Origin of the sequence: Streptomyces sp. NPDC046876 (genome assembly GCF_040645035.1) — a bacterium.
Classification (GTDB): Bacteria; Actinomycetota; Actinomycetes; order Streptomycetales; family Streptomycetaceae; genus Streptomyces.
On the sequence record NZ_JBEYXK010000152.1, the window covers coordinates 1 to 11,607 of the forward strand.

10 protein-coding genes are annotated in these 11,607 nt (G+C 75.4%); 8 read left to right on the forward strand and 2 right to left on the reverse strand.

What is annotated here, in order from left to right; genetic code table 11:
* Nucleotides 1-288: 288 nt before the first annotated feature.
* Nucleotides 289-1,458, forward strand: coding sequence for an acyl-CoA dehydrogenase family protein (locus ABZ924_RS36405; RefSeq protein ID WP_361919662.1), 1,170 nt, complete (start codon nucleotides 289-291; stop codon nucleotides 1,456-1,458).
* A 9-nt stretch (nucleotides 1,459-1,467) separates the two neighbouring features.
* On the opposite strand, the gene sepF is transcribed toward ABZ924_RS36405, so the two are convergent.
* Nucleotides 1,468-1,917, reverse strand: coding sequence for a cell division protein SepF (gene sepF, locus ABZ924_RS36410; RefSeq protein WP_361919664.1), 450 nt, complete (start codon nucleotides 1,915-1,917; stop codon nucleotides 1,468-1,470).
* Nucleotides 1,918-2,199: 282 nt separating this feature from the next.
* On the opposite strand from sepF, the gene ABZ924_RS36415 reads away from it, so the two are divergent.
* From ABZ924_RS36415 to ABZ924_RS36430, 4 genes are all read left to right on the forward strand, one after another.
* Nucleotides 2,200-3,555, forward strand: coding sequence for a DUF5685 family protein (locus ABZ924_RS36415; RefSeq protein ID WP_361919666.1), 1,356 nt, complete (start codon nucleotides 2,200-2,202; stop codon nucleotides 3,553-3,555).
* Between the two features lie 143 nt (nucleotides 3,556-3,698).
* Nucleotides 3,699-4,070: a hypothetical protein gene (locus tag ABZ924_RS36420; RefSeq protein WP_361919668.1), complete on the forward strand. Its 372-nt coding sequence runs from the start codon at nucleotides 3,699-3,701 to the stop codon at nucleotides 4,068-4,070.
* A 173-nt stretch (nucleotides 4,071-4,243) separates the two neighbouring features.
* The gene (locus tag ABZ924_RS36425) at nucleotides 4,244-5,119 is read left to right on the forward strand and encodes a S1 family peptidase (protein ID WP_361919670.1); all 876 of its coding nucleotides are present in this window, start codon (nucleotides 4,244-4,246) and stop codon (nucleotides 5,117-5,119) included.
* 99 nt (nucleotides 5,120-5,218) lie between these two features.
* Nucleotides 5,219-6,025: a hypothetical protein gene (locus tag ABZ924_RS36430; protein ID WP_361919672.1), complete on the forward strand. Its 807-nt coding sequence runs from the start codon at nucleotides 5,219-5,221 to the stop codon at nucleotides 6,023-6,025.
* On the opposite strand, the gene ABZ924_RS36435 is transcribed toward ABZ924_RS36430, so the two are convergent.
* Nucleotides 5,999-6,859, reverse strand: coding sequence for an alpha/beta hydrolase (locus ABZ924_RS36435; RefSeq protein WP_361919674.1), 861 nt, complete (start codon nucleotides 6,857-6,859; stop codon nucleotides 5,999-6,001). The genes ABZ924_RS36430 and ABZ924_RS36435 overlap by 27 nt on opposite strands.
* Nucleotides 6,860-6,990: 131 nt before the next feature.
* Here ABZ924_RS36435 and ABZ924_RS36440 point away from each other — a divergent pair, with 131 nt between their 5' ends.
* From ABZ924_RS36440 to ABZ924_RS36450, 3 genes are all read left to right on the forward strand, one after another.
* On the forward strand, nucleotides 6,991-7,167 hold the full coding sequence (locus ABZ924_RS36440; protein ID WP_361919676.1) for a hypothetical protein: 177 nt from the start codon (nucleotides 6,991-6,993) through the stop codon (nucleotides 7,165-7,167).
* A gap of 19 nt (nucleotides 7,168-7,186) precedes the next feature.
* Complete coding sequence (gene fxsB, locus ABZ924_RS36445; protein WP_361919678.1) at nucleotides 7,187-9,481, forward strand: radical SAM/SPASM protein FxsB, inactivated metallohydrolase extension form; 2,295 nt, start codon at nucleotides 7,187-7,189, stop codon at nucleotides 9,479-9,481.
* Nucleotides 9,482-9,711: 230 nt separating this feature from the next.
* Entirely contained in the window at nucleotides 9,712-10,968 is a 1,257-nt protein-coding gene (locus tag ABZ924_RS36450) for a vanadium-dependent haloperoxidase (RefSeq protein ID WP_361919680.1), read from the forward strand.
* Nucleotides 10,969-11,607: the final 639 nt, after the last annotated feature.

Below are 11,607 nucleotides of genomic sequence, written 5' to 3' on the forward strand. Positions count from 1 at the left end.
ACCAGCCCGCGCGGCGTTTGAGCGCACCGGGCGCGAAGCGCCCGGGTCTTTCAGCCCCGCCGGCGTTTGAGGCGAACGGGGTCCGGGGCGTCAGCCCCGGTTTCGGGAAGGGGCGGGTAGGGGAACGGCTCCGCGCAGCGGACGCCCGGCGCCCCCGCCCGCTTCGGAGGGGGCGGGATCCCAGGTCGCCCGGGCATGTGGGCAAGGCAGGGGTGGACCCCGGGGCGGCGGGGCGACAAACTTGCAGCGCTAGGTTTGTCTCAGGTCCAGGCCCGCCGGGAGGCCCCCGTGTCCTTCGTACCCACCGACCCGCTCGGGCTCGACGAGCTCCTCACCCCCGAGGACCTCGCCGTCCGCGACACGGTCCGCAACTGGGCCGCCGACCGCGTCCTGCCCCACATCGCCGAGTGGTACGAGCAGGGTGAGCTCCCGCAGATCCGCGAGCTCGCCCGCGAGCTCGGGCGGATCGGCGCCCTCGGGATGTCGCTCACCGGCTACGGCTGCGCCGGCGCCAGCGCCGTGCAGTACGGCCTGGCCTGCCTGGAGCTGGAGGCGGCCGACTCCGGGATCCGCTCCCTCGTCTCCGTCCAGGGATCGCTCGCCATGTACGCGGTCTGGAAGTACGGCTCCGAGGAGCAGAAGCAGCGCTGGCTCCCCGGCATGGCCGCCGGCGAGCTGATCGGCTGTTTCGGCCTGACCGAGCCCGACGTCGGCTCCGACCCCGCCGCCATGCGCACCCACGCCAAGCGCGACGGCTCCGACTGGGTCCTGAACGGCCGCAAGATGTGGATCACCAACGGCTCGGTGGCCTCGGTCGCGGTGGTCTGGGCGCAGACCGAGGACGGCATCCGCGGTTTCGCCGTCCCGACCGACTCCGCCGGCTTCAGCGCGCCCGAGATCAAGCACAAGTGGTCGCTGCGCGCCTCGGTCACCAGCGAGCTGGTCATGGACGACGTCCGGCTGCCGGCCGACGCGGTGCTGCCGGGGGTCACGGGGCTCAAGGGACCGCTGGGCTGTCTCAGCCACGCCCGGTACGGGATCGTCTGGGGCGCCATGGGCGCGGCACGCGCCAGTTTCGAGGCCGCGCTCGACTACGCGCGCACCCGGGAGCAGTTCGGCAGGCCCATCGGCGGCTTCCAACTCACCCAGGCCAAGCTGGCCGACATGGCGCTGGAACTCCACAAGGGCATCCTGCTCGCCCACCACCTGGGCCGCCGTATGGACGCGGGCACCCTGCGCCCGGAGCAGATCAGTTTCGGCAAGCTCAACAACGTCCGCGAGGCCATCGACATCTGCCGCACCGCGCGGACCGTCCTGGGTGCCAACGGGATCTCCCTCGAATACCCCGTCATGCGGCACGCCACCAACCTCGAGTCGGTGCTCACCTACGAGGGCACCGTGGAAATGCACCAGTTGGTGCTGGGCAAGGCGCTCACCGGTCTCGACGCCTTCCGGTGAGGGCCCGGCTCAGCTCTGGTTGAAGAAGTCGCGCGAGCGGCCGCCGGGCTCGCCGCTCACGATCTGGGTGTCGGCCGGGGTCAGCAGGAAGACCCTGGTCGCCACCCGCTCGATCGAGCCGCGCAGGCCGAAGGTCAGGCCGGCCGCGAAGTCGACGACGCGCTTGGCGTCGGCCGGGTCCATCAGCGACAGGTTCACGATCACCGGGACGCCCTCGCGGAACAGCTCGCCGATGCCGCGCGCGTCGCGGAAGCCGTCCGGCGTGACGGTGGCGATCCGGCGGCCCTGCTCGACGGCCGACTCCGACGCGACCCTGACCCGCGGGTCGGTGACCCACTGGTCGCCCGGCCCGGCGACGGAACCGTGGGCGGCCTCCGCGTAGTCGTCGTCGTAGTAACGCTCGTCGTCACTGTCCTCCACGAGACCCAGCCAAGCGCTCGCCTTGCGTACCGAACCCATGGACGCCTCCTTTCACCGCGGTCGGTTGTCTTCTCTCCGCTTCCCTATGGTCGTCCATGATGCTGACAACGCGCCAAGTGGATAGCCGCCGCGCAGGGGTTTCGTGACGGTACTGGTGCAGAACATCCGTTGCACGGTCAAGGATGCTGATCGACCGCACTGCTGACTGAGTGAAAATATGATGACTACTGCCGTCCGGGTGGTGGGCAGGGACGTACGGGTGACCGATCCGGCTCGATACGATGCCCATCTCGTAAGCGATTGACACTCGGGGGACCCGGATTGTTCGGCATAGTCAGGCCTTGCACACACCGTTTGGGAGAACGTTTCAAGACGGAGTGGATGGCTCATCTCTGCGGCCTCTGCCTGGCACTTCGGGGGGACCACGGCCAGTTCGCCCGGATCGTCACGAACTATGACGGTCTGTTGGTCTCCGTTCTGACGGAGGCTCAGTCCGGTCCCGCCGCCGGCTCCCGCCGCACCGCCGGCCCCTGCCCGCTGCGCGGCATGCGGACGGCTCCCGTCGCCAACGGCGAAGGCGCACGCCTCGCGGCCGCGGTCTCCCTCGTGCTCGCCTCGGCGAAGGTGCGCGACCACGTCGCCGACGGGGACGGCCTGTTGGCCCGCGCCCCCATCGCCGCCGCGGCCCGCAAGGTGGCCCGCGGCTGGGACCGGGCGGGCGCCCGCACCGGCGCCTCGCTCGGCTTCGACACGGCCGTCCTCGTCGACGCCGTGGACCGCCAGGCGGGCATCGAGACCCTGGCCGGCCCCGGCACCCCGGTGCTCGTGGTGACCGAGCCGACGGAGACCGCGACCGCCGCCGCCTTCGCCCACACCGCGCAGCTGGCCGGCAAGCCCGGCAACGCCGCGCCGCTCGCCGAGGCCGGTCGGTACTTCGGGCGGCTCGCGCACCTGCTGGACGCCGTGGAGGACCGGCACGCGGACGCCGCGGCGGGCGCCTGGAACCCCCTCGCCGCCACCGGGACCTCCCTTGCCGAGGCGCGGCGGCTGTGCGACGACGCCCTGCACGGCATCAGGCTCGCGCTGCGGGAGGTCGAGTTCGCCGACGCGGGGCTCGCCCACCGGCTGCTGGTGCACGAGCTGCGTACCTCGGTGGACCGCGCCTTCGGCACCTCCTCCTGCGGCCACGCCCACGCCGGCACGAACGCCACCGCGCAGGGCCCCGGCTACGGCGCGCCGCCGCAGGGCCCCGGCTACGGCCCCGGCCCGGGCGCCCCGTACGGCGGCGGCCCCTACGCGGGCGATCCGTACGCGGGCGGCCAGCAGGGCGGCCCGTACGGCTCCGGCCCCTACGGCGGCAACCCGTACGGAGGCAATCCCTACGGCGGCGGCTCGGGCGGCCCCGGCGGTCCGGGCATGCCGCCCCCGATGGGCGGCGGTGGCGGGCTGCCGCCGCAGAGGCCCCGCCGCGGGCTGCTGGCCGGCTGCGCGGTGGCCATCGGGCTGTTCTGCACCTGCCAGCTGTGCTGCTCGGAGCACGAGGGGCCGTGGTCGCGCAAGAAGCGGGACGCCTGGTGCGACGCCTGCGAGTGCTGCGACAGCTGCGAGTGCTGCGGGAACTGCTGCGACGGCTGCGACTGCTGTGACTGCGGCGGCTGCGATTGCGGCTGCAGCTGACGCCGGGGGCGGCGCGGCCGGCGCGGCCGGCGCGGCCGGCGCCGCCGACGCGGGTCGGGCCCTGAGCCCCCGTCAGGCACCCACAGGCCCGGACGGCGTACAGAACGGTTCCCGTCCGGGCCTGTGTGGAAGGGCTGAGCGGGATGAACGATGTCGCAGACGATCCCAAGGCCGCCCGGCCGGAACGGCACGAACGCCGGGCGGCGTCCGTGTCCGCCCCTTACGGCCCCCTCCCCCTCGCCGACTACCCGGAAGGTCGAATTCCGGCCGTTCCCGGCCACCGGCACCCCACCGGTGACGGGGTGGCGCCCACCGCCTCCGCGGAGGACGGCCTCGGCCCGGACGGCGAGCCCTTCGGGGGCGAGGCGGTCCTGGCCGAGGACGGCGGCGCGCCTGCGCATTCCCGGCTCGCCGCCCCCGCCGACGCGCGGATCGCCCCGACCCGCCGGGAGGGCGCGTGGGCGGTACGCGTTTACGACCCCGCCTCCGCGGCCCGACAGGCCTTCGGAGGCTGAAAGATGCCCTTGCCCCCCGTATTCGACGCCGGGACACTCCCGACAGCGCCATTCGGGGGTTTGTCAGGGGCACGACGAAATCCAGTGCGCCCGCCGTACCCCCGGCTGCGCCTCACGGGCTCCGGCACCCCCCACGTCCGCCGGGCCCCCGATCCCTCCCGGGAGGACGAGAAGTGAGGATCAAGAGCATCACCCGTACCCGGCTGCTCGCGGTGGCCGCCGGCCTGGCAGCCGTCGCCGGGCTCGCCGCGCCCACCGCCGCCAGCGCGGACAGCGGCTTCAGCGCCGCCACCCTCGCAGCGGCGGGCGCCTCCGTCGAGCGCGCCGACGTCGCCGGCACGGCCTGGTACACCGACCCCGCCAGCGGCACCCTGGTCGTCGCCGCGGACTCCACCGTCACCGCCGCGGACCTCGCGAAGATCCGCAAGGAGGCCGGCGCCGGCGCGGCCGCCCTGCGCATCGAGCGGATCCCCGGCAAGCTGAGCAAGCTCATCTCCGGCGGCGACGCGATCTACACGTCGGGCTGGCGCTGCTCGCTCGGCTTCAACGTCCGCAGCGGCACCACGTACTACGTGCTGACCGCCGGCCACTGCACCGACGGCGCGGGCACCTGGTGGACGAACTCCTCGCACACCACCACGATCGGCGCGACCGTGGGCTCCAGCTTCCCGAACAACGACTACGGCCTGGTCCGCTACGACAACACCTCCCTCGCCCACCCCGGAACCGTCGGCAGCCAGGACATCACCAGCGCCGCCAACGCGACCGTCGGCATGTCCGTCACCCGGCGCGGCTCCACCACCGGCACCCACAGCGGCTCGGTGACCGGCCTCAACGCCACCGTCAACTACGGCAACGGCGACATCGTCTACGGCATGATCCGCACCAACGTCTGCGCCGAGCCCGGCGACAGCGGCGGCCCGCTCTACTCCGGCAGCCAGGCCATCGGCCTGACCTCCGGCGGCAGCGGCAACTGCACCTCCGGCGGCACGACCTTCTTCCAGCCGGTCACCGAGGCCCTGAGCGCCTACGGCGTCAGCGTCTACTGACCGACCGCTCCCCCCGGCCGGCCGCCACCCGGCACAATGACGAGCCCCCGCCCGAACTCCCGGGCGGGGGCTCGACTTTGACGGAAAGCGAGGCGGGGCATGAGCGAGGGACGACCGGACCGGGTGAGCGCCGGGCCGCAACCGGAGCAGCGGCGCATCAGGCGCAACCCGTGGCTGTTCACCGCGCCGCTCGTGTTGCTGTGCGCACTCGGGGCGATCCTCGTGTGGGAGGTGGTCCGCTCCAACCTCCCGGAGGCGACCCGCGCCCGGTGGCCGTGGCGGCTGGAGCTGATGAGCCAGGAGCCGCTGGCCAGCCTGCTCGCCATCGCCGCCGGCGCCGTGCTGGCGCGCGCCCAGTACGCCCGTACCGTCCGGCCGGTGCTGGGATGGCGCTCGTCCTTCGCGGAGGGCGAGCTGACGGCGGGACAGCGGTGCTGGCGGGTGGGCCTGTTCAACGGCGGACAGCACAACGTGGTGCTCACCCGCGTCGACTACCGGCTGGTGGCGGCCGCCGACCCCGAAGGGGCTGCCGGGCCCGAGGGGGAGTGGTCGGACCTGGCCGGGGTCGCGGCGCGGCTCGCGGCCCTGGACCTCAGGGCCGGGGTGGACATCCGGATCGCCTCCTTCGGCGGAGGGTTCCCGCTGGTGGCGACCGGCACGTACGAGACCATCGAGATAGGGGTGTTCTCCCGGCGGTTCGTCGACGAGGTGCGCTCCTTCCAGGTGCGCGTGCGGATGGAGGACAGCGTCGGCGACTCGCACGAGCGCGTCATCGACTGCCTCAGGGGCGTACGCGAGACGCTGGCAGCCCCGGCGGGCTGGAGCACGTCCGTACCGTCCGTACCGTACGCCCCCTCCACTCCGCCCGCCCCGCGCGCCTCACAGGAGCCACCCCAGGGCGTATGACAGCGCGTACTGCGCGGCGAAGTGGCCCGCTCCGGGTTCGAGGACGCTCGTACTGCGCGGGATGTGCTCGGCCAGCCAGCGGGCGTGCCCCGTCGGGGAGAACGCGTCCTGCGCCCCGTGCCACACCAGGGCCGGGCAGGCGATGGCCCCCGGTTCGAACCCCCAGGGCCGGCAGAGCGCCAGCGCGTCGTCGAGCCAGCCGTGCGCCGAAGACCGCAGTCCCTCACGGTAGTTGTCCAGGATCACCCGCCGTACCCGCTCGTCCTCCAGCACCGGCAGGTCCGCGTCCGCAAGATCCCCCCGCAGCTCCTCGAGCAGCCGCGCAGGGTTCCGCCGGATCACCCCGGCCAGGGGCACGATCTGCCGCTCCAGGGCCTCGGGGTCGAGCATCGCCAGCGAATAGTGGGCCACGTTGTGCGGGGTCATGCCGGCGAACCAGTCCAGTCCCGCGGCGTCCCGGGGAGCGAGCCCGACCAGGACGGCCACCGCCGTCACCCGCCCGGGGAGCAGCGCGGCGCAGGCGAGCGCATGCGGACCGCCCCCGGAGCGGCCGACCGCCGCGAAGGTGCCCACGCCCAGGGCGTCCGCGACGGCGGCCGCATCGGCTGCGGCGTCCGCGACGCTCCGGCCGGGCCGCCGGTCGGAGTCCCCGTACCCGGGCCGGTCGTAGGCGAAGAAGCGGAACTCCGGGTGCCGCCGGGCGGCATCGGACAGGGCCGTCCCGATCCGGCTGCCCGGCGTGCCGTGGTGCAGGAGCACCGGCAGGCCGTCCGGCTCGCCCCACTCCTCGGCGATCAGCCTCCGGCCGTCCCCGGTCCGCACCTCGACGCGCACAGTGTCCTCGGCTTCCGCCTGATCCCGCCGGGCCGTGCGGCCGGCACCGCGTCGGGAGGCGGCCTTCCCCGACCGCCCCCGGCCCCCTAGCCTCCCCATGGAAGCACACCGCCGATCCCCCGGGGGGAACCGTGGACACCACCGCGAAGCAGCCGTCGTCCTTCCGCCCCGGGCGCACCGCCCGGCCGACCCTGGCCGCACTCGCCGCCGCCGGCCCGGACGCCGCCGCCGACCGTCGGATCGCCCGGCTACTGCCGGGCGCGGCCGACCCCGAGAGGCGGGACGTCGGCTTCAACTCCGCGCTCTGAGCGCGCGACCGCCGCCGTGGTGGAGGTCGCCGGACGCCCCGCACCGCCGCTGCCGGTGCCCGTGCCGTTCCGTGAGTTCGTGGTCAAGGTGCACAGCAGGTGCGATCTCGCCTGCGACCACTGCTACGTCTACGAGCACGCGGACCGGAGCTGGCGCCGGCGGCCCCCGGTGCTCTCCGAGGAGGTGGCCGAGCGCACGGCGGAGCGGATCGCCGAACACGCCCGGGACCACGCCCTGCCCTCGGTGACGGTCATCCTGCACGGCGGCGAGCCGCTGCTGGCCGGGACCGCCCGGCTGCGGCGGCTGTGCGCGGCGCTGGCCCGCGGTATCGGCCCCGCGACCGTACTCGACCTGCGCATCCACACCAACGGAGTCCGGCTGGACGAGGCCTTCCTCGACCTGTTCGCCGAGTACGGGGTCAAGGTCGGCGTCTCCCTCGACGGCGACCGCGCGGCCAACGACCGGCACCGCCGGTTCGCCGACGGCCGCTCCAGCCACCCCCGGGTCGCCCGGGCCCTGGCCCTTCTGCGCCAGGACCGCCACCGCCCCCTCTACCTGGGCCTGCTGTGCACGGTGGACCTCGAGAACGACCCCGTCGCCGTCCTCGACGCGCTGGCCTCCTTCGCACCGCCCCGGATCGACCTCTTGCTGCCCCACGCCACCTGGGACACCCCGCCGCCGCGGCCCGGCGGAGCGGCCGATGCCTACGCCCGCTGGCTGCTGCGGGCCTTCGACCACTGGGACGCCCGCGGACGCCCGGTGCCGGTCCGGCTGTTCGACTCCCTGCTGAGCACCTTGCGCGGCGGGCCCGCCCTGACCGAATCGCTCGGGCTCGCTCCGAGCGACCTCGTCGTCATCGAGACCGACGGCACCCTGGAGCAGGCCGACTCCCTCAAGACCGCCTACGAGGGCGCCGCCGCCACCGGGTTCGACGTCCGCACCCACCGGTTCGACGAGGTGGCCGCCCACCCCGGCATCCGGGCCCGACAGGCGGGCCTGGCCGGCCTCGGCCCGCAGTGCCGCAGCTGCCCGGTGGTGCGCTCCTGCGGCGGAGGCCTGTACGCGCACCGCTTCCGCTCCGGCGGCGGCTTCGCGAACCCCTCCGTCTACTGCGCCGACCTGCGGGCCCTGGTCGACGGGGTGGAGGCCCGCACCGCCCGCGAGACCGCAGGGCGCGAGGCCGCCGACCCGGACGCGCTCGCCGCCTCCCAGCAGGACCTGACCCGGCTGCTGCTCGCCCGGCTGCACACGGCCCTGTCGCCCGCAGCCGGGGCGGCGGACCCGGGGGCCGGAGCCTGGCGGCGCGCATGGGCGCTGGTGGAACGCGTGGAGGAGGCGGCGCCCGAGGCCCTCGACGCCGTACTGGACCACCCCTACACGCGGACCTGGCTGCTGGCGGAGCTACGGGCCGCACAGGAAGGCCGCGTACGGGCCGGGCGGGCGGCCCGGAGGCTGTCGGCCCTCGCGGCCGCCACCGTGGTGCGCGGCCGGCTCGGCCTCGCGGCCCCGCTGCCGCACCCGCCCGCCGACGGCGTGTACCTGCCGACGCTCGGCCTGCTGCGTGTGCCGGCCGGCGAGTGGGAACTGCGCTGCACCGAAGGCGGGTTCGAGGCCGTCGGTGCGGCGGGTGGACGGCTCCGGCCGGCCGAGGGCGGCCCGTACTGGCAGTCCCTGCGCCTCTGGCATCCGGTCGGGGGTGGCACGGCCGGGCCCGTGGTGCTGGACGACCTCGACCCGGCGCGCGACTGCTTCGGCCGGACACCCCGCACCCGTCTGGAGCCGGCCGAGGCGGCCGACTGGACGGACCGCCTCGACGCGGCGCAGGCGCTCCTGCACCGCACCGTGCCGGACCTGGCGGCAGAGGCCCGGGCGGCGCTGACCACGCTCACCCCGCTCACCGGACACCCCGCGTCCGCAGGCACGGCCGCCGACGGGGGCGGCCGCGGACCCGGAGCAGTGGGCCTGCCCTGGGCGGCGGGCGTGCGCCAGACGGCGCTGGCCCTGCTGACGGGCCGGCGGCGGTCCCGGCTGCGGGAGCTGACCGAGGCCGCCGACCTGTACGCGCTGGACGGGCAGTGGCTGCACCCCTCGCCCTGGCGGCACCGACCGGTACCCGTGTCCCGACTGCTGGCCGATGCGGACGAGCAGCTGGCGCTGGCCGCCTTCAGGAGCGCGGAGTCCGGGCGGCGGGATCCGGGCGTGGACCGGGTCCGGGCGGCCCTCGACCGGCTCTCCACGGCCGCCGAGCTCACCGTGGCGGGGAAGACCGTGGTGGCCCGGCTGAGGACGGAAGCGGAACGTCTGGGGGCCTGACGGCGGAGACCGGACAGGCGGGCGGGCAGGCGGGCGGGCCGTCGGCGCGGGCACCGTGCGGTCCTGCGGGCGTCCTGCGGCCGAGTGCAACGCGGGTGTGGACGGGGGATGAAAGGCCTGTTTCCGAACTGCTGTGGCGCATTAGGGATGTTGTGTGCCGTGTGGTGGCTGGCTAGCGTCATGGCGCATGCCGGCCGGTGCGCCGCGTCGCCCATCCACCAGGAGTGTCCGTGAAGCCGTCCCGCTCTGCCCTGCTCTCCCTCGGATCCGCCCTGGCGCTCGCCGCCACGGCCGCGGTCCCGGCCGCCCGGGCCGCCGAGGCCCCCGCCGCGGACGGTGCGGCCGTCGTCCGCGAGTGGTACGACACCACCGCCCGCACCGTCGAGGCGGCCGGGGCGCCGACCCAGATCACCAACAGCCGTACCTGGGCCATCAGCTGGCTCGCCGCCGCCCGCGCCGCCCGGGAGGCCCCCGCCGGGCGGGGCCGGGCCGCCTTCCAGGACGCCGCGGTCGCCTCCGCCGTCCACGACGCCCTGGTCTCCCTCGCGCCGTCCCGCGCGCCCGAGCTCGACGCCGCCCTCGCCGCCACCCTCGACCGGATCCCCGACGGCGCCGCCGAGCACCGGGGTGTCGCCGCCGGGGCCCGGCAGGCCCGGATCGCCCTCGCCGAGCGGGAGGGCGACGGGCTCGACCCGGCCTCCGTGAACGCCCCCTTCCCCGTCCCGGCCGCCGCCCCCGGCGTCTGGCAGCCCACGCCCGACGGCTACGCCCCGGCGGTCCAGTACGGCAACCGCGTGGCGAAGCCGTTCCTGCTGGACTCCCCGTCCCAGTACCGGCTCGGCCCGCCGCCCGCGCTGGACTCGGCCCGCTACCGGGCGGATCTGGCGGAGGTGCGCGCGTACGGGAAGGCCGACAGCACCGTGCGCACCCTGCGCCAGACCGAGACCGCCACCTTCTGGTACGGCTCCTCGCTGACCCTGTACACCGAGCCGCTGCGGGTGGCCGTGACCCGCTCGCACCGCTCGACCGCCGAGCGGGCGGAACTCCTCGCGCTGTTCCACGCCGCCCTGGTCGACACGCAGATCGCCACCTCCGACAGCAAGTACGCCTACACGCGCTGGCGCCCCGTCACCGCCATCCGGACCGGCAGCCTCGGCACCGATCCGGCCTGGACCCCGCTGCACCAGACCCCGGCCCACCCCGACTACCCGAGCGGCCACGCCACGTACGCCGGGGCCGCCGAGGCGATCCTCGACGCGCTCGTCGGGGCCCGGACCGCGCCGTTCTCCCTTACGAGTCCGACCGCGCCCGGCGTGCGGCGCACGTACACCGGCTGGGACCAGCTGACCCGGGACAACGTCGACGCGCGCGTCTACTCCGGCATTCACAGCCGCTCCGCCGATGAGGCCGGCGTCGTCCTCGGCAAGGCCGTCGCCGCCCACGCCCTGCGCACCGCCCCCCGCCTCTTCACTCCGCCCCAGGCCTGACCCCCACGCCCCGACCTGGCCGCCGCGCCCGACCCGACTGACGGCCCACCCGGCCTGCCCGCCGTGCCCCGGCCTGCCTGCCGCGCCCCTGCCTGCCCGCCGCGCCCCTGCCCGCCGCGCCCCGGCCTGCCTGCCGCGCCCCGACCTGGCCGCCCGGCCCGGTCGGCCCGGTCCGCCCCGGTCGCGGGGCCGGTTGCCCTGCGGGGCTGTTCCCCCACCCCGCCCCTTCCCGAAACCGGGGCTCCGCCCCGGACCCCGTTCGCCTCAATCGCCGGCGGGGCTCAAAGATCGGTGGTTCCGCCGCCGGACCCTCCCCCAGCTACCGCTGAGAGACCCCAGCGCCTCAAACGCCGGCGCGGCTGGGGTGGGTCCGGTGGGAGCTGAAAAGACCCGGGCGCTTCGCGCCCGGTGCGCTCAAACGCCGCGCGGGCTGGATTTGCCGCTGCGCAGCACCGTCCAGCTCTGCCGGCGCTTTCCGGCCCCGCCCAGCCGGCACTGTCCAGCCCAGCCGCACCATCCAGCCCGGCCGGCACCATCCAGCCTCGCCGGCGTTTGAGGCGCGGGGGTGCGGGGGCGGAGCCCCCGCCGCGGTGTGGCGCGCCCGCGATTGTGGGGGGCGGGGGCGGGGCCGCAGGTCCC

What these genes read in the sequence shown, in the direction of transcription:
- sepF (WP_361919664.1), bottom strand. Translation starts at nt 1,917, where the DNA reads ATGGGTTCGGTACGCAAGGCGAGCGCTTGGCTGGGTCTCGTGGAGGAC.
- ABZ924_RS36420 (WP_361919668.1), top strand. Translation starts at nt 3,699, where the DNA reads ATGAACGATGTCGCAGACGATCCCAAGGCCGCCCGGCCGGAACGGCAC.
- ABZ924_RS36430 (WP_361919672.1), top strand. Translation starts at nt 5,219, where the DNA reads ATGAGCGAGGGACGACCGGACCGGGTGAGCGCCGGGCCGCAACCGGAG.